Consider the following 18140-nt stretch of genomic DNA (forward strand, 5'->3'; position numbering starts at 1 on the left):
TTAGTCTGCAAAGTGATCCCATCCCACAGTGTCAGCGGGCCTGCCCGCTATTTTGACGCCCGTGCTGTCCGTTGGTGCAGGGGCTTCTACCGAGCCTATCGCAGTGAAACCGTGAGGCAGCTGAACGTCCGGGGGGAATGTGGCCAGCAGCCCGTGGTCTTCCCCGCCGCCCAGGACCCAAGCCATCGGATCCGTGCCGAGCAGTTCTGCGGCGGGCAGGAGCGGAGCCGCCAGTGCCTTCAATACCGCCGCGTCCAGGTTCAGGACCACGTGGCTCGCGGACGCCATCCGGTTGCCGTCGCGGACCAGCCCGTCGGAAATGTCCATCATGCCCGTGGCCCCGGAGTCCCGGGCCAGCGGGCCGGCCGCGAGCGGGGGCTGGGGCCGGCACTGGGTGTCCAGCAGCTCGCGCTGTCCCTGGCCCAGCGCCTCGACTGGTGTTGCCGATTCAAGCAGCGCGAGGCCCGCCGCGGCGCGCCCCACGGTGCCGGCCAGCGCCAGGGTGTCCCCCGGGCGGGCGCCGGAGCGCAGCACGGCGGCCCGGCCCTCCAGAGTGCCGAGGATTGCCACGCTGACGGCCAGTTCGCGGCCCCGGCCAAGGTCGCCGCCGGCCACGGCACAGTCCGGGGCGCCCAGCTCCCGGATCGCCGCCGAGAGCCCGTCGGCGAAGTCCTCCACCCAGGCGACGCGCGTTTCCGGGGGCATGGTGAGGCTGACGACCAGCGAGGTGGCCCGGGCACCCATGGCGTTGATGTCGCTGAGGTTTTGCGCGGCGGCCTTCCAGCCGACGTCGTAGCCGGTGGTCCGGTAGCCGTTGTTCCACTCGAGCCGGAAGTCCTGGTCCGCCACCTGGGTGTCGATGCTGAAGACGGCCCGGCCGTCCGGCGCGGACACGATGGCGGCGTCGTCCCCCGGGCCCAGGATCAGCGACGGGTTGTGTTCCTGGCCGTAATGCAGGCGCGGAAAGATGCGCTCCAGGAGCTGGGACTCGGAGAGCTCCGCGACGGTCAGGGGCGGGGCTGTCTGTGGTGAAGCGTTCTGTGGCGAGGCGGTCAGGGGCGGTTCATTCAGGCGTTCTGGCACAACCCCACGCTACCGCGGCGGTGTGACGTCGGCGTCCTCCGGGTGTGTGTGGGCATCCAGGCCAAGGTAGTCCCGGAGCCGCGCTGCGGCCGCCGGCGGGTGGAAACCCTGGGCCGCCAGCTTGCCCAGTTCCAGGGTGCTGTGCTGCGGCCTCGGGGAGGCGCTCTTGCCCTGGAAGTACTCCGCCGTGCTGACGCCGGTCACAGCCGTTCGTGCCCTCCCGGTGAGTTCGAACACATCCGCCGCGATGGCCTGCCAGGACTGCGGATCCCCGTTGTTGCTGAGGTTGTAGGTGCCAAAGGGTGCGCCGCTTGAGAGCAGGTGCCGGATCCCGGCGGCGATGTCGTCGGTGAAGCTGAGCCGGCCCGTCTGGTCGTTGACAACCGACGGGGCGATGCCGCGTTCGGCCAGCGACGCCATGGTCCGGACGAAGTTGCTGCCGTCCCCGATGACCCAGCTGGTCCGCACTATGTAGTGCCGGGGAACCACGCTGACCACGGCATCCCCGGCGGCTTTGGTCTGGCCGTACACGCCCAGCGGTGAAAGTGCCTCGTCCTCGGTGTGCACTTCACTGGTGCCGTCAAAGACGTAGTCGGAGGAGACGTGCACCAGGACCAGGTCATGTTCGACGGCGGTCCGGGCCAGGCGGGCGACGGCGGTGACGTTGACCGCCCAGGCGGCCCTGCGGCCCTCGGGGGTCTCGGCGGCGTCGACGGCCGTATAGGCCGCAGCGTTGATGATTGTCGAGTAGTTCTTCCAGTTCCGTGAAGTGAAGGCGGCTTCGCTGCCCAGATCAAACTCGGCCCGGCCGGCGAACTCGACGGCGGAGTCGCCGTCGTACAGTTTCCGCAGCGCCTTGCCGAGCTGGCCGTCAGCGCCAACGACCAGGACCTTCTTCGGCGGCATCGGGGCGACGTCCGCCAGGCGCGGGTGCACCTTGTCCTTGTCCGACAGCTCGGCACGGTCCAACGGGATCGGCCAGGCGATCGCCGCGGTCTCGTCGGCGAGGTTCAGGAACGTGTACTGGCCCTGGGCGTCGGCGGACCAGTGGTCGTTGACGAGGTAGGTGTAGGCGGTGTTGTCCTCCAGGGTCTGGAACGCGTTGCCCACCCCCCGGGGGATGAAGATGGCCTGGCTGGGATCCAGCTCGGCGGTGAAGACCGCACCAAACGACGGTCCCTCGCGCAGGTCAACCCAGGCGCCGAAAATCCGGCCCGTGGCAACGGAGATGAACTTGTCCCACGGCTCGGCATGGATGCCCCGGGTGGTGCCGGCTTTTTCGTTGAAGGAGATGTTGTTCTGCACCGGCCGGAAGTCCGGCAGGCCCAGGGCCACCATCTTTTCCCGCTGCCAGTTCTCCTTGAACCAGCCCCGGTTGTCACCGTGGACCGGAAGGTCGTAGAGAACGACGCCGGGAATCGGGGTTTCATGCGCGGAGAGCTTCTTCGAGAATTCGGCCGGCATCGTCTACTGGCCCTGTTCCGTGTACTTGGCTTCCGTGGCCGCTTTTTGGGGCCGCCACCAGTCCTCGTTGTCCCGGTACCAGCGGATCGTGTCCTCCAGGCCGGCGTCGAAGTTGGAGAAGCGCGGCTCCCAGCCGAGCTCGTTCCGAAGCTTGGACGAGTCGATGGCGTAACGCAGGTCATGGCCTGGCCGGTCCACCACGTGGTCGTAGGCGTCCGGCGTGTGGCCCATGTGCTTGAGGATCAATTCGACGACGTCCTTGTTGTTCTTCTCGCCGTCGGCGCCGATCAGGTACGTCTCGCCGATCCGGCCCTTGGCGATGATCGCCAGGACCGCGGAGGAGTGGTCGTTGGCGTGGATCCAGTCACGGACGTTCTCGCCCTTGCCGTACAGCTTGGGGCGGATCCCGTCGATCACGTTGGTGATCTGGCGCGGAATGAACTTCTCCACGTGCTGGTACGGCCCGTAGTTGTTTGAGCAGTTGCTGATGGTTGCCTGCAGCCCGAAGGACCGGACCCAGGCCCGGACCAGCAGGTCGGAGCCGGCCTTCGTCGACGAGTACGGGCTGGAGGGGTTGTACGGCGTGCTCTCCGTGAACCGCGCCGGATCGTCCAGGTCGAGGTCCCCGTAGACCTCGTCCGTCGAGATGTGGTGGAATCGCTTGCCGTGCTTCCGCGCGGCCTCGATCAGCGTGTAGGTGCCGATGATGTTGGTGTCGAGGAACGGGCGCGGATCGTGCAGGGAGTTGTCGTTGTGCGACTCCGCGGCGTAGTGCACGACGACGTCGCAGCCGGCCACCAGCCGATCGACCAGGACTGCATCGCAGATGTCTCCGTGGATGAACTCGAAGCGCTCCGCCGGAAGGCCGGCGAGCGAATCCCGGTTGCCGGCGTAGGTGAGCTTGTCCAGGACCGTCACATGGTCCCGCCCCTGCGTCATGACATGGTGGACAAAACTGGCGCCGATGAAGCCTGCGCCACCTGTGACGAGTAGTCGCTGCATGACTCAGACCCTACCTGTTGCGCTTGTTGCAAGAAACATAAAAGATGTGCCCATGCGCGGAATCATTCTGGCCGGGGGAACCGGATCACGGCTGCATCCGATTACCTTCGGCATCAGCAAGCAGTTGGTCCCGGTCTACGACAAACCAATGATCTACTATCCGCTGTCCACCCTCATCCTGGCCGGAATCAGGGACATCCTGGTGATCACGGCTCCACACGACTCTGAACCGTTCCGCCGGTTGCTCGGTGACGGCTCACAATTCGGGGTCTGCATCACGTACAAGGTTCAGCCGTCTCCGGACGGGCTCGCCCAGGCCTTCATCCTTGGCCAGGAACACATCGGCGACGATTCCGTGGCCCTCGTACTCGGCGACAACATCTTCTATGGCCCCGGCATGGGTGCCCAGCTCGGCAAGTACGCTGACGTGGACGGGGGGTCAGTCTTTGGCTACTGGGTCAGCGATCCCGGTGCCTACGGCGTCGTCGAGTTCGACGACACCGGCCGCGTGCTGACCCTGGACGAGAAACCCGCGCAACCAAAGAGTAACTACGCAGTGCCCGGACTCTACTTCTACGACAACGACGTCGTGGAGATCGCCCGCGAGCTGAAGCCATCGCCCCGTGGCGAACTCGAAATCACGGACGTCAACAAGGCGTATCTTGGCCTGGACAAGCTACACGTCGAGATCCTCCCCCGGGGAACAGCGTGGCTGGACACCGGCACCTTCGACGACCTCAATGACGCATCAAATTTTGTCCGGACCGTCCAGAAGCGGCAGGGACTGATCATCGGTGCGCCGGAGGAAATCGCGTGGCGGCAGGGCTTCCTCAGTGACGAAGAGTTGCGAGCCAGGGCCGAGCCGCTCGTGAAAAGCGGCTACGGAACCTACCTGCTGGGGCTCTTGTAAAGTTCCGGGCCTTTGCCTGGCCCCGGTGTCCGTTTTCCCCGCAACGCAGGCCGCGTGCGAGACTCATACTCATGCCCCTGCCCCTGCCCGCCTTGAATCCCTTGGGCGCCCGGATTCTTGCGTGGGTTTCGGGGGCCGCCCTTCTGTGGCTGGTGTTCGCCATTCAACTTTTCGTCAACGTGGATCCCTTGAGCGTGCACCGGACCGATGCCGTCATTATGCTCGGCGGTGCAGCGGCTGAACGCCTGCCGGTCGCGCAGCAGATGCAACGGGACTACGGCATCCCCGTCCTGGTCCTGTCCCATACGGACACCCGCGGAAACGTCGCGGCCGATGCCGCCTGCAACTCGGCAGAGTTTCCAAACTCCCGGCTGCTCTGCTTCCGCCCCGATGAGTACGACACCCGCGGCGAGGCGCGCGCCATCGGCAAAATTGCCGAGGCCAACGGCTGGAAGTCCATCACCGTGGTGACCTCCAGCTATCACCTCTCCAGGGCGCAACGGCTGATGGAGCAATGCACGACGGCGGACGTCCAGATGGTGAACTCCCACCCCCAACTGAGTGTGGGGCAGTGGCTGCGGCGGTTTGTTATCGAAACCGGGGGCCTGCTGGACGTGTCCCTGCGGCCGGAGTGCACCTCTCAGCAGACTGAAGTTCCGCGGGCCGGCACCTCAGCAGGTTAGGAAAGAGCCTTGTACCGCTGAGCGGACGGCGTTTCGCCCAAGAGTTCCGAGATGAGCTCCATGTACTTCTCCGCCAGCTGCGTATAGTCGGCGTGCTCCTTGACCCATTGGCGGCTTGCATCGGAACGTACCAGGCGTGAGCGGTCCGCGGCCAGTTCCCGCCACAGCGCGGCCACGGCCTCCGGGTTGCTGGGCACAATATCGCCGGCTTCCGCGTCTTCGATGATGCGCGCGGCCTCACCCTTGACGACGGCCGTGACGTGACGGCCGACGGCCAGGACCTCATAGGTCTTGGAAGGAATGGTGGTCTCGAACGACTTCCAGTCATCCCGCAGCGAGACAATGCAGGTGTCCGCCGAGGCATAGCGGTCCATAACGTCCTGGCCATGCAAAGGCGGATGGAACGTTACCGGAGCCCCAAGATCTGCTGCCAGTTTCTCCAGAGCAGGGCTCTGGGTGCCATGGCCCACCAGATGCAGGTGCATGGTGTCCCCCACCAGGGCAGCTGCCCGGATGACGACGTCGAGCCGCTGGCTTTTTCCGTGGTTTCCGAGGTAAAGCGCTTCGAACCCATCCCGCTCCGGCTCGGGGGATCCCAGAAACGGAATGGTGTCCACGTGGAGGCCGTTGCTCACGGTTTTGACGTTTTTCAGTCCCCGCGAGCGCAGAGTCTCGGCGAAGCCCTCGGTCACCGTGACCACCAGGTCCGCGCGCTTCTGGATGAAGTCCACCGCCATTTCGACGACGCTCTTCACGCGCCCGCGCACCATCCGGGAATCCCGGGCAAGGTCCGGCCAGGCATCGCGCATTTCCACGATCAGGGGAACTCCGCGCAGGCGGGACAGCAGATAGCCGGCGGCGAGGATTGGCAGGCTGGGGGCCGTGGCGATCACCACGTCCGGACGGCGGGTCAGGAAGCCCAGAGGAACTGACATTGCCGCGGAGAAGCAGTGGTCAATGAGCTTGGCCAGGTGTGAGTTGCCGTGAGGCAGATATGGCACGCGGCGGATCAGCTCGGTGAACTGGCCTTTTTGCCGCCGGAATGCCCGCCCTGCGAGCTCCGGGGGAAGCTCTCGCCGGCCCGCGGGGAAGTGGGCCACCGGAGTGACCACATCGAATTCCCAGCCGTAGGCGCAGAATTCCCTCAGCAGTGCCGTCCACCGGCGCTGGGGAGGGCTGCTCTCGGGCCAGTAGGAGTGTGTGAGCAGGGTGACCCGTGTCGCCCGGGGGCGCGCCCCATGTGATGTTTTCAACAGCTCCCCCAAAGCGAATGCAGTTCGGTGCGTAGTGGTGTTCGTCATCGAACCTTGCGTGGGCGCCGTTAAGACACAGCACCGCCAGCGTGTAATCCTACCTGTTCTGCCAGGCGTCGCGGCCGCGCGGCACCAAGTATCCGCCAGGCCGCGCGATGTCGGCCCTAACGCTTCCCGGCGAGTCCGGCTTCCTGCACGTAGGAACCGAGGGAATCAGCGGCCAGGGCTTTGCTTATGCCGTCGATCGCTGCCTCGTCGCGAAGGACAATTGACTGGCCGTCGTTCGAGGTGCCGATCCCCAGGGTCGGCAGCGTGAAGCTGACCACATCCGAGCCCCGGACGTCGCGGAGCCCGATCGCCAGGCCGCCGGCGGCCGCGGCGTCCAGCGACTTGTCCGCACTGATGTAGGGCGAGACAGTATCCACCAGGCTGCTGATCTTTGCGGGGTTGGTCAGGGTCTCGGCCGTGAGGAACTTGGTCATGAGCGCTTTCAGGAAGAGTTGCTGGTTCTTGACCCGCTGATAGTCGCCATCGCTGAAGGCCTTGCGTTCACGGACGAAGGCAAGTGCTTCCTCTCCGGTCAGCTGTTGCTTGCCCGCGGGGAATGAGAACTGCTTGGTGTTGAATGCCTGGGGCACGTTGACGTTGACCCCGCCCAGGGCATCGGTCATGGCCTTGAAGCCTTCAAAGTCGATGACGGCCACGTGGTCCAGCCTGGTGCCGAACATCCCCTCCAGGGTCTGCACCACCAACGGAATGCCGCCCAATGCCATGGCGGCATTCATCTTGGCCTCCCCGTGACCGGGGATCTCCACCCAGGTATCGCGCATGATCGACATCATGTAAATGTTCTTGTGGTCCGCGGGAATGTGGACCCACATCATCGTGTCCGAGCGCTGGTCCGACGAGCCGCCGGCTTCGGCTGAACCCAAGCTTGCGGCGCGGCTGTCGCTGCCCAGGAGCAGGAAGTTGGTGGCGCCTTCCTGCACTTTCGCGGGACGGGCGGCATCATCGGGGAACGCCTGTTCGATCTTTTGGGACTTGGAGTTGAAGCTGCTGGCAAGGTTGAAGGCATACACCCCGGCGCCCAGTGCTACGACCAGAACGAAGGCAACGACGCCGAGGAGCACGTTACGCGCCGTCCTCTTCTTCTTCCTCAGGGGCCGCTGGGGCTCCTCGGAAGGAGCCTGATTTTCGGCGACAAGGTCCATGTGTTTCTTCCCAACGTTTCCACCAGCAGACAAAAAATGCTCGGCCCAGTATGTCACGGCCGCCTCGGAGGACCCGGTTCGAGGCGGACTCTGACAACGGGATCGGCCTCAAGGGGTGCCGACCTTCTGCGGCCCGAATGCGCGGATCAGCGGGCCGGAATGTAAGAATTGAAGGCATCGAGGTTGAAACCGTCAGAGCGCTGGCGATCTATTGAGGCGAGGAGGACCGGCTGTTGAACGATCCTGCCGACGACGCTCCCCCGCTGGTTGCCGCCCCGCGCCACCTGAGGCGCCGCGCCTTCCACGAGGAGATTTCGGATGCGCTCCTGGTTCCGGGCGTGGAGCCGCTGCCCACGGGCGCCAGGCGCGCAACAGGTGCTAAGCGGGCTGCCGCGGCAGACCTCGACGCCAGGGAATTGGCCTACCGACGCAAGCGACTGGTGGCCCTGATCTGGGTACTCATTGTTGCCGTCAGTGTGCCGGCCCTGATAATCGCTCTGCTGCTCGCCGGCTGAGCCTGCCCGGCAGACCATACAAACCACTGTTCGCGTTCTTGGGGGAAATCCTTGCACAGCATCATGCCGATCTTCGGAACCAGACCGGAGGCCATCAAGATGGCCCCGATCGTCAGCGCGCTCCAGAAGTCTCCCCTCTTCCACTGCGTCGTGACCGTCACGGGCCAGCACCGGGCGATGTTGGACCAGGTCAATGACCTCTTCGGCATAGTGCCCGATCACGACCTCAACATCCTGCAGCAGCGCCAGTCGCTCTCCGCCATCATGACCCGGACAATTGACGGGCTGGACAAGCTGTTCGCCGAAAACAAGCCCGACGCCGTAGTCGTTCAGGGTGATACAACGACTTCCACCGCCGCTGCCATCGCGGCTTTTTATCACGGAATCCCCGTTGTGCATGTCGAAGCGGGACTTCGTAGCCGGGATCTGTTCTCCCCCTTCCCGGAAGAAGCCAACCGCAAGATAACGAGCCAAATTGCGAGCCTCCACCTTGCCCCTACCAGCGTCAGCAGGGCCAATCTCCTCGCCGAGGGGATAAAGGCTGAGGACATCGTGGTCACCGGCAACACGGTCATCGATGCCTTGCTGGCCACGGTCGGCAAGAAGGTTCCCTTTACCGACCCGCAGTTGGAAAACCTCGCAGCGAGTGGCCGGAAGATCCTCTTGGTGACGACCCACCGGCGTGAGAACCAGGGGGACGCAATGCGCGGAGTAGGCCGGGCCCTGGCGCGAATCGCCGACGCCGAGCCGGACCTCGTAATTGTCCTGCCGGTGCACAAGAATCCGGTGGTGCGCGAGGCTGTACTCCCCGCCCTCGAGGGGAAGCTGAACGTGTTAGTCACCGAACCCTTGGCCTATGGCGAATTCACCCGACTGCTGTCCCACGCGCATGTCGTCCTGACCGACTCGGGCGGAGTCCAGGAGGAGGCCCCCAGCCTTGGGAAGCCGGTCCTCGTGATGCGGGACAACACAGAGCGGCCAGAGGCCGTGGATGCCGGGACGGTAACCCTCATCGGAACCGACGAGGAACGGATCTTCAAGGAAGTGGACCGTCTGCTGCACGACCAGGACCACTATGACTCCATGGCCAACGCCGTCAACCCCTACGGCGACGGCATGGCGGCTGGCAGAACCGTGGCCGCGGTCGCCCAGATGCTAGGGGCAGGACTCCGGACTACCGAATTCGATCCGGAGGACCCTGCACGGCGGGCGTAGGTGCATGAACTCCCGGAAAGTTCCTGGGGCGCGGTCTCGCACCAATCCGACCCTTCGCCACCACGGTCCCCGTCATAAGGTTTGGCCAAATTGTCGAAGTCTGTCGGAGGCTGCAGGAGGGTGGAAGCCCGCCAAAACGATTTTGGTCAGGTCCAAGACACTGTTGGCCGGCCGCGGCGAGACGGATTTCCCGCCGAAGTACTCCTCTGTGGTAACCCCCGTAACTTCACCACGAGAAGAGCCGACGAGTTCATATACGTCTGCCGCGATGTCTGCCCAAGACTGGGATTCCCCGGCGTTACTGAGGTTGTAAGTGCCGTATGGCGCACCAGTATCAAGCAGGTGCCGAATCCCGGCGGCGATGTCGTCCGTAAAGCTCAACCGACCGATCTGGTTATTTACCACTTTCGGCTTCACCCCACGTGAGGCCAGCGAGGCCATAGTCCTGACGAAATTGTTGCCCTCACCAATCACCCAACTCGTGCGCACGATGTAATGGTGCGGCACTACGCTGACCACGGCATCCCCGGCAGCTTTGGTCTGTCCATACACCCCCAGCGGCGAAACTGGCTCGTCCTCGGTGTACGACTCAATGCTGCCGTCGAAGACGTAATCCGAGGAAACATGCACAAGGGTCAAATCATGATCGACGGCAGCTCGGGCCAGCTTCGCGACGGCGGTGACATTGATTGCCCAAGCGGCTTCACGACCTTCTGGGGTCTCCGCCACGTCAACGGCGGTGTAGGCGGCCGCATTGATGATCGTTGAGTAGTTCTTCCAGTTCCGCGATGCGAACGACGCCTCACTGGCAAGATCGAACTCCGCCCGACCAGCGAACTCCACAGACTTGTCGCCGCCGTACAGTTTCCGCAGCGCCTTGCCAAGCTGGCCGTCCGCACCCACAATGAGGATTTTCTTCGGCGGCATCGGCACGACTTCCGCGAGCCGCGGGTGGGCCTTGTCCTTGTCGGAGAGTTCGGCCTTCTCCAGGGGGATCGGCCACGCGACCGCAGCGGTCTCGTCGGCGAGGTTCAGGAAGGTGTACTGGTCCTGGGCGTCCGCGGACCAGTGATCGTTGACGAGGTATGTGTAGGCGGTGTTGTCCTCCAGCGTCTGGAAGGCGTTGCCAACACCCCGGGGGATAAAAATGGCCTCGCCCGGGTCCAGTTCGGCGGTGAAGACCGCACCAAACGACGGCCCCTCGCGCAGGTCAACCCACGCCCCAAAAATCCTGCCGCTGGCGACAGAAATGAACTTGTCCCAAGGCTCGGCGTGGATTCCTCGGGTGGTGCCGGCCTTTTCATTAAACGAGACGTTGTTCTGCACCGGCCGGAAGTCCGGCAGACCGAGGGCCACCATCTTTTCCCGCTGCCAGTTTTCCTTGAACCAGCCCCGGCTGTCACCATGGACCGGAAGGTCATAGAGAACGACGCCGGGAATCGGAGTTTTGCGCGCCGTGAGCTTCTTCGAGTACTCGAGCGGCATCGTCTACTGGCCCTGTTCCGTGTATTTGGCTTCCGTGGCCGCCTTCTGCGGTCGCCACCAGTCCTCGTTGTCCCGGTACCAGGCGATGGTGTCCTCCAGGCCGGCGTCGAAGTGGGAGAAGCGTGGCTCCCAACCGAGCTCCCGGCGGAGCTTCGTCGAATCGATGGCGTAGCGCAGGTCGTGGCCGGGCCGGTCCACGACGTGGTCGTAGGCGTCCGGCGCCTGGCCCATGATTTTCAGGATCAGCTCAACGACGTCCTTGTTATTCTTCTCACCGTCGGCGCCGATCAGATAAGTCTCGCCGATCCGGCCCTTGGCGATGATCGCCAAGACAGCCGAGGAATGGTCATTGGCGTGGATCCAGTCGCGGACGTTCTCGCCTTTGCCGTACAGCTTGGGACGGATCCCGTCGATCACGTTGGTGATCTGGCGTGGGATGAACTTCTCCACGTGCTGGTAGGGCCCGTAGTTGTTCGAGCAGTTGCTGATCGTCGCCTGCAGGCCAAAGGACCGCACCCAAGCGCGCACCAGCAGGTCAGAGCCAGCTTTGGTGGAGGAATACGGGCTGGACGGGTTGTACGGCGTGTCCTCCGTGAACCGCTCCGGATCGTCCAGCTCGAGATCACCGTAGACCTCATCGGTGGAAATGTGGTGGAAGCGCTTGTTGTGCTTCCGTGCAGCTTCGATCAGGGTGTACGTGCCGATGATGTTCGTGTCCAGGAACGGGCGCGGATCGTGCAGCGAGTTATCGTTGTGCGATTCCGCGGCGTAGTGGACCACGACGTCGCAGGCGGCAACCAGGCTGTCGACCAACGCTGCGTCACAGATGTCTCCTTGGACAAATTGGAAGCGCTTCCCCGACAGGCCGGCGAGCGACTCCAGATTGCCGGCATAGGTGAGCTTGTCCAGGACCGTCACGTCATTATCGGTGTTTTCGATCACGTATTGGACAAAATTGGAGCCGATGAAGCCGGCGCCGCCGGTTACTAGTAGTCGCTGCATAGTCTACGACTGTACCGGTTTGCAGTTGCGGGCTTAAAACGAAATGATCTGACATATGCGCGGAATCATTCTGGCCGGGGGAACAGGATCTCGTCTGCATCCGATCACCCACGGCATCAGCAAGCAACTTGTCCCTGTCTTCGACAAACCCATGATCTACTACCCACTCTCGACGCTGCTCCTGGCAGGCATCCGGGACATCCTGATCATCACTACACCCCAGGACGCCGACCAGTTCCAGAGACTGCTGGGCGACGGCTCCCAATTCGGGATCTCGCTCACATACAAGCAACAGCCCTCCCCGGACGGTCTCGCTCAGGCTTTCGTTCTGGGCGAGGAGCACATCGGAGCAGATTCCGTCGCCCTTGTGCTTGGGGACAATATTTTCTATGGCCGTGGCATGGGCAGCCAACTGCGAAAATACGCAGACGTGAAGGGTGGAGCGGTCTTCGGGTACTGGGTGCAAGATCCCAAATCCTACGGGGTTGTGGAATTCGATGTAGACGGCAAAGCCCTCTCACTCGAGGAGAAGCCCGAACATCCCAAAAGTCACTACGCGGTTCCCGGCCTCTATTTCTATGACAACGAAGTCATCGAAATCGCCAAAAATCTTAAGCCTTCGCCCCGAGGCGAGCTCGAGATCACGGATGTCAACAAGACCTATCTCGAGCGCGGCCTTCTGCAAGTTGAAATCCTGCCGCGTGGTACTGCGTGGTTGGATACCGGCACCTTTGATGACCTCAACGATGCTTCGAATTTCGTTCGCACAGTTGAGAGTAGGCAGGGCCTCAAGATCTCTGCGCCCGAGGAGATCTCGTGGCGGCAGGGTTTCTTGACAGATGAAGAACTCCGGCAACGCGCCGAGCCGCTAGTTAAGAGTGGCTACGGGTCTTACCTGCTGGGCCTTCTCGAGGCATAGCACCCGAACGCCGAGCCAATACACTCCCGACACTCTTGGAATAAGGACGAAATGCCCCTCCGCCTGACAGTAATCGGCACCGGATACCTCGGTGCAACGCATGCCGCCTGTATGGCTGAACTGGGATTTGAGGTCCTCGGGGTCGACGTCGACAAGGAAAAAATTGACAGTCTGAGTAGGGGTGAGTTGCCCTTCCATGAACCTCACCTTCAGGAACTCCTGCAGAAACACATATCGACCGGTCGACTGCGCTTCACCACATCGTTCGATGAAGCAGGCGTATTTGGTGACGTGCATTTCATCGCCGTTGGAACCCCGCAGCGTGCCGGAGAGCATGCCGCCGACATGACGTATGTTGACTCGTCAGTTGCAGCTATTGCACGCGCGGCCAGGAAGAACTCACTAATTGTGGGCAAGTCCACCGTTCCAGTGGGAAGCGCCCGACGGCTTCAGCAGCTCGTGCAAGACGAGTCATCACCCGATGTCAACGTCGAACTAGCTTGGAACCCGGAATTCCTCCGAGAGGGCTTTGCTGTCGAAGATACACTCCGTCCGGACCGTCTCGTCATCGGCAGTGACTCCCCCGCCGCCGAAGAGATCCTGCGCGAAGTCTACGCGGACGCTCTGCGGCGCGAGACACCGTTTATCTCGACAGATTTCGAGACTGCCGAGCTCGTCAAAGTGGCGGCAAACGCGTTCCTGGCCATGAAAATCTCGTTCATCAACGCCTTCTCAGAAGTCACCGAAACCGTCGGCGGGGACATTCGAACCTTAGCCGACGCCATTGGACACGATAGGAGAATCGGGCGGCGTTTCCTAAACGCAGGCGTCGGTTTCGGCGGAGGCTGCCTGCCCAAGGATATTCGAGCGCTACAGGCTCGAGTCTCCGAACTGGGCCTGGACAGTACCATGCGGTTCTTGAATGAAGCCGATGAAATTAACCTGAGGCGCCGCGATCGGGTGGTCCACCTCGTCCAAGAGCACTTTGGTGAGCTCGAAGGCAAGTCAGTAGCCGTGCTTGGGACGGCGTTCAAGCCGAACAGCGATGACGTCCGCGATTCACCTGCACTCGACATCGCTGCGAGACTGTTTAGCAGTGGCGCCGACGTCAACGTCTATGATCCCAAAGCAAACGCCAACGCTGCCAAACGCTTCCCACGTCTGAACTACTGCGATTCTTTGGTCGACGCAGTTAGCGGCTCCGACGTTGTTCTCCTGCTCACGGAATGGAATGAGTTTAGGGAACTGACTCCGGCTGCACTGTCCGGCTATGTTCGCCACCGAATGATTGTCGACGGGCGAAATGTATTGGACGCGGACGAATGGATGCAAGCTGGGTGGACTTTCAGGTCCCTAGGGAGGCGGTTCCATCCGCCGGTCGAGCCTCCAGCCGAGAGAAGGGCCGGCTGGTCCGGCGACGGATTGCCTGCCTATGCGTAGAGGACATTGTCAATTTTTGTGAAACCGGTACCACAGTAGAACTCGCTACCGCTAGAAAGGTAGCTGCCGAATGCCCTGTTACCGATCATCCTTCCCTGCGTGCGAGTCGTATATACGGCTCGATTCATAAGAGCCGTCTTTTGTTTGACCGTATTCCCAATTACGTCGAAAACGCCACCAACCTGCGTACCGGTCACGTTGATACCTGGAACTGCACCAGTCAGACCGGCATCGATTATTTCATTGTCCCCAATATTGACGTCTGAACTTCCAGCATGAATGTCGATGCCCCTACGATCCATTCTTGTGCAGGTGTTCCGGGTGATGCGCAAATCCGTGTGGCCAGCGCCTGCAGAGATCGCATCACCAGCTGTATCCGTAATAACATTCGAATGCACTGCCACGTTTACATGCGCGCTGTTGGACGCGCCGATCCTTATTCCGTAGACGCCGCAACCGGAGAGACGGTTTTCCTGGATAAGGACGTCCCGAGCTCCTTCTGAAACGAGAATGCCATTGTTCGTCGTTGCACGGATATCGTTGTTTCTGACTGTAATGTTACGCGCTCTAACGGTGATGCCTATGTAGGCATTTTCGACAACGCATCCGGATATGAGTATTCCCTCCCCTGCGCAGTGCGTGTCGATGCCAGCAGTACAAGACGCCGTTGAAAGAACATCAGAGAACATCAGATTTCGTGGAGCACCGTCGGGCCCTCCGATTGTAGTTATAGCGTGGCGAGACATTGTATTCACACCGTCGTGAATTCGTACATTATGGCAGGCGTTCCGCACAATGAACCCGTACCCAGGTCGACCTGAACTCCAATTGTCAACGAGCCCGTGCAGACCGAACCGGAAGACGTCAACATCGCGACAGCGGTCGATTACACAAAATCCAGCTTGGCCGGAGACTGTTGATACCCCTTCGATCGTGAGTCCCTCTACATTTTCGAACTTGAGAATCTGGGTAGTACCCAGAGGGTGCCCCTCGAATGCCAAGTTGCGCATGGTGACATTCTTGATTGTGTTCAACTTCGTGAGTTTCGCGCCATTTGAAACCGTATAGGAGCCAGCACTGTTCGAAAATGAGCCGCGCACCGGGGCGTCCAGAAGAATAGTTGTTCCAGTCGATGAAACGACTCGAAGCTGCTCTCCGGACTTGTAACTCGCATCCGTCGCAGTATACGAATAATTGTCCGTCACCGTAATTACATCCCCGGCAACTAGTCCAAAGTTATTAGGAATGGTGATGCTCGTCGCACCTTTCGGGAGATCTGAAGTCAGTCGCCCCAAAACTATGCCAGTTCCCAACGCCATGAATGTTGGTTTGTCGGCAACGCTTTGCACAATGACTGTGCCGGGCCCGCTGCCCTCTATGATCGTGTTCGACGGAATGTTGACCTGATCAAACGCGTACCGGCCCTTTGGGAGACGGAGTGGTAGCCCAAGGATGCCGGCCGCTGCGATGGCTTTGGATAGCGCGACGCCCGTAGGTGCCGATCCGTCCGTGACGACGCCGTAGTCATGAACACTTATGGCAATTTCACCCTTGCGGACAAAGGTTGCCAGGAGGTCTGCATCAGTGACGGCGCCTCGGGGCCCAAGCGCCGGACGAGATGCCTCCGCTTTACTAGCTCCGAGAGCCGAGACCGCCGTAGCGCCACCCAATGCTGTCGCCACAGTTCCCAGCCTCAGCAGACCGCGACGCTTCAAAGTACTATCGTGCCCGATCGGTGCTCGCCCCATGTCGCCGGCGTCTTTTGCCATGTCTGGCACCCGCTTCCAAGAAACCATCGTTGCCACTTCACATCATTGGTTTCCAGGTCCGAGCCACTAGCGACGCAATTCCTTATGCCCAAAAAATAGCAATTGAGGTTCTATTTTCGCACCAAGGGTTGAAGCCAAGATCCGTATGAAACCACCTCGAACGCTAATTCCTTCGGAGTACGGGCACCACAGTAGGCGGTACGTGATTAACTCACTTAGCTACTCATGCAACGCTTGGTCGGTACAAGTAGACTCGGGCTGAGGGTCTAGGACTTAGGCGGTGAATAGCGATGCTTCGGCCTCCGACAGCCTAGCCCCATACGTTAATGCTGGCCGACCCGCTATCGCCACGCCAAAAAGTAGCACCACTTTTGCTGAGTACAATGCAGCGCCTAGGGTCGCCGAGACATTTCCACGCCGTGCGATTGCCTCTGAGTCTATACAAGGGCCGCTTGGGTGCCAGATGTGTCGGCGCGGCATCTGGATGTTGACCGCTCTCGGACGGAAGCCAGGCTCGATGTGCTCACGTTAGATTTCGGAGAAAGCGCTGGGCTTCTTCGCATCTAGGCCGCACTACGATAAAGCCCCGGTAGGTTCACGCTCGACCGTACGAACTACAGGTACCTGCGGCCGAACCCCGAAATCCGCGAGGACATCCGCTCGTGGGAGGGCGTGACAAGCTGCCGAAGATCGAGGCCACAATCTCTTGGTCGCCGGTAATTCCGTCGACGTCGACGCGCCCGCCTCACGCTGGAAATCAACCCGCATACTCCTGGCCTGGCAAGACGACAGGCACACACACCGTGCATAGATCTGTGCCGGCAACGCACGCCGCCTCACCGACTCTTAACTACACGTCACCGAACGCAACACGCCCACTACACGGGTTCGCGCCACGGAGCCGGGCCGCCACACTCGCCGGTGCATTACTAGCAGAGGACCCGCTCTACCGAGTAAGAACGGCTACGAGAGCAATCCAAGGATAGCCAGCCTTGGACCGCTCACATCGCCCTGTTAACGGAGACACACACATCAGTAGATTGCCAGCTCTGATATGGCCTCGTCCAGGCTGAGTCCTAGGCCAGGTTCCTTGGCCTGCTCAAAACGGTGGACGTTCAATTCGGCTGCATCACAGAATGTCAGGCTCAACCCGGCAGCCAGTGCCTCAGGTGTTGCTTCGTGCACTCTAAGTTTTGGCAACCACCCTCGACGCGAATTATGGAACGTGTTGGTGAGAGTTGGGATCCCTGCCATGGGCATTTCAAGAGCAAGATGGCTCGGATGGGGGCTCAACATTAGAGCCAATCCCATGTCCGTGTGTGAGAGCTGTTCATAATACCCAGCCAGTGACATCTTTCCCAAAGCACGGAGTTGAATGCCCGCACCCAAGTCAAGGTCCTCGTGGTCACCTCCGATCGAAGCGACCACTAGCTTTTCGCGCACTCCAACTGGGGATGATTCAATCCAAATCCGCAAGGCCTGCACTCCGAGCTGAAACATGTTTCGGGGGTGGTTCGGCCTTCCATAGAAAAGCACCCGTACATGATCAGGATCGCCGCGCCAATGCTCAGCACTCTGCTCGATCTCACGTATGTCAATCATCGGGGCGAAGACTAATCTGTGGCCATTGAAAGAGAAGCCCTGTTCAGACAGATAGCCAGCTAGTGGCGCCGAATTCACCAGCCAATTGAATCCAAGTGTATAGGTTGAGAGTGATAAGGCGTATTCAGTTCCAAAAGCATAGAATCCGGGCTCAAAGTCTTGCACCAAATATGTCACGGACCTTGGTTGTATTCGTCCGCGATCGGCAAGCCGACCCAAGGCGTAGGCCGTCATCCAGAACGTGACCAACCAGTGATCCTGCGGCCCCACCTCGGTGGATTCAAGGTCATCGAGATACAGCACCTCGACTGGCTCCTCCGCAGTCGGTAATCCTGTTGACGTCAAGAACGAATTTAAGTCAGCTGCGAGGGCTTGGGAGTCTGTGGGACGTTTTTTGAGCACCATGACTCTCAATGGAAGTCCCAGTTTGCTGGCAAGTAGAACGCCGGCGCGGAGGGCAGTGGTCAATCCTGCAAACCCGGCCTTTACATTTAGGGAAATAAGGACCAGATTAACCCGTTTAGCATCGCTCGTGAACTCGAGCTTCGCTACACCGTCTACACAGTTCTGGAGTTCAGCATTCATCT

15 protein-coding genes are annotated in these 18140 nt (G+C 61.2%); 6 read left to right on the forward strand and 9 right to left on the reverse strand.

Features of this window, described 5'->3' with window-relative positions; genetic code table 11:
• Genes AC1DC5_RS09435 through rfbB (AC1DC5_RS09445) form a run of 3 tightly spaced genes read right to left on the reverse strand, consistent with a single transcriptional unit; the run spans window position 1 to window position 3549 of the window.
• Complete coding sequence (locus AC1DC5_RS09435) at window positions 1-1056, reverse strand: thiamine-phosphate kinase (RefSeq protein WP_476865001.1); 1056 nt, start codon at window positions 1054-1056, stop codon at window positions 1-3.
• Window positions 1057-1092: 36 nt separating this feature from the next.
• Window positions 1093-2547 carry a sugar nucleotide-binding protein gene (locus AC1DC5_RS09440; protein ID WP_476864937.1) on the reverse strand — a complete coding sequence of 485 codons (1455 nt, stop codon included), beginning with the start codon at window positions 2545-2547 and terminating at the stop codon, window positions 1093-1095.
• Between the two features lie 3 nt (window positions 2548-2550).
• Window positions 2551-3549 carry a dTDP-glucose 4,6-dehydratase gene (gene rfbB / locus AC1DC5_RS09445; RefSeq protein ID WP_476864938.1) on the reverse strand — a complete coding sequence of 333 codons (999 nt, stop codon included), beginning with the start codon at window positions 3547-3549 and terminating at the stop codon, window positions 2551-2553.
• Window positions 3550-3601: 52 nt separating this feature from the next.
• On the opposite strand from rfbB (AC1DC5_RS09445), the gene rfbA (AC1DC5_RS09450) reads away from it, so the two are divergent.
• Both rfbA (AC1DC5_RS09450) and AC1DC5_RS09455 read left to right on the forward strand, forming a co-directional pair.
• Window positions 3602-4459 carry a glucose-1-phosphate thymidylyltransferase RfbA gene (gene rfbA, locus AC1DC5_RS09450; RefSeq protein WP_476864939.1) on the forward strand — a complete coding sequence of 286 codons (858 nt, stop codon included), beginning with the start codon at window positions 3602-3604 and terminating at the stop codon, window positions 4457-4459.
• A gap of 71 nt (window positions 4460-4530) precedes the next feature.
• Window positions 4531-5142, forward strand: a complete 612-nt coding sequence (locus tag AC1DC5_RS09455; protein ID WP_476864940.1) for a YdcF family protein — start codon at window positions 4531-4533, stop codon at window positions 5140-5142.
• Here the strand turns inward: AC1DC5_RS09455 and AC1DC5_RS09460 are convergent.
• A complete protein-coding gene (locus AC1DC5_RS09460) occupies window positions 5139-6395 on the reverse strand; it encodes a glycosyltransferase family 4 protein (RefSeq protein ID WP_476864941.1) in 1257 nt (418 codons plus the stop codon). The two genes, AC1DC5_RS09455 and AC1DC5_RS09460, sit on opposite strands and share 4 nt — an antisense overlap.
• 164 nt (window positions 6396-6559) lie before the next feature.
• Window positions 6560-7606 carry an LCP family protein gene (locus AC1DC5_RS09465; RefSeq protein WP_476864942.1) on the reverse strand — a complete coding sequence of 349 codons (1047 nt, stop codon included), beginning with the start codon at window positions 7604-7606 and terminating at the stop codon, window positions 6560-6562.
• 233 nt (window positions 7607-7839) lie between these two features.
• Here AC1DC5_RS09465 and AC1DC5_RS09470 point away from each other — a divergent pair, with 233 nt between their 5' ends.
• Window positions 7840-8121 (forward strand): hypothetical protein, encoded by a 282-nt coding sequence (locus AC1DC5_RS09470; protein WP_476864943.1) that lies wholly within the window; start codon window positions 7840-7842, stop codon window positions 8119-8121.
• Window positions 8122-8184: 63 nt separating this feature from the next.
• Window positions 8185-9336: a non-hydrolyzing UDP-N-acetylglucosamine 2-epimerase gene (gene wecB, locus AC1DC5_RS09475; protein WP_476864944.1), complete on the forward strand. Its 1152-nt coding sequence runs from the start codon at window positions 8185-8187 to the stop codon at window positions 9334-9336.
• A 72-nt stretch (window positions 9337-9408) separates the two neighbouring features.
• Here wecB and AC1DC5_RS09480 read toward each other — a convergent pair whose 3' ends face one another.
• Entirely contained in the window at window positions 9409-10821 is a 1413-nt protein-coding gene (locus AC1DC5_RS09480) for a sugar nucleotide-binding protein (protein ID WP_476864945.1), read from the reverse strand.
• Window positions 10822-10824: 3 nt separating this feature from the next.
• Window positions 10825-11823, reverse strand: a complete 999-nt coding sequence (rfbB, locus tag AC1DC5_RS09485; protein ID WP_476864946.1) for a dTDP-glucose 4,6-dehydratase — start codon at window positions 11821-11823, stop codon at window positions 10825-10827.
• Window positions 11824-11878: 55 nt separating this feature from the next.
• Here rfbB (AC1DC5_RS09485) and rfbA (AC1DC5_RS09490) point away from each other — a divergent pair, with 55 nt between their 5' ends.
• Both rfbA (AC1DC5_RS09490) and AC1DC5_RS09495 read left to right on the forward strand, forming a co-directional pair.
• Window positions 11879-12742 (forward strand): glucose-1-phosphate thymidylyltransferase RfbA, encoded by an 864-nt coding sequence (rfbA, locus tag AC1DC5_RS09490; protein WP_476864947.1) that lies wholly within the window; start codon window positions 11879-11881, stop codon window positions 12740-12742.
• 51 nt (window positions 12743-12793) lie between these two features.
• A complete protein-coding gene (locus tag AC1DC5_RS09495) occupies window positions 12794-14182 on the forward strand; it encodes a UDP-glucose dehydrogenase family protein (protein WP_476864948.1) in 1389 nt (462 codons plus the stop codon).
• Here AC1DC5_RS09495 and AC1DC5_RS09500 read toward each other — a convergent pair.
• Window positions 14173-15951 (reverse strand): right-handed parallel beta-helix repeat-containing protein, encoded by a 1779-nt coding sequence (locus AC1DC5_RS09500; protein WP_476864949.1) that lies wholly within the window; start codon window positions 15949-15951, stop codon window positions 14173-14175. The two genes, AC1DC5_RS09495 and AC1DC5_RS09500, sit on opposite strands and share 10 nt — an antisense overlap.
• Window positions 15952-16983: 1032 nt before the next feature.
• A complete protein-coding gene (locus AC1DC5_RS09505) occupies window positions 16984-18138 on the reverse strand; it encodes a rhamnosyltransferase WsaF family glycosyltransferase (RefSeq protein WP_476864950.1) in 1155 nt (384 codons plus the stop codon).
• Between the last annotated feature and the right edge of the window lie 2 nt (window positions 18139-18140).

This window comes from Arthrobacter sp. 10L424 (assembly GCF_056395325.1).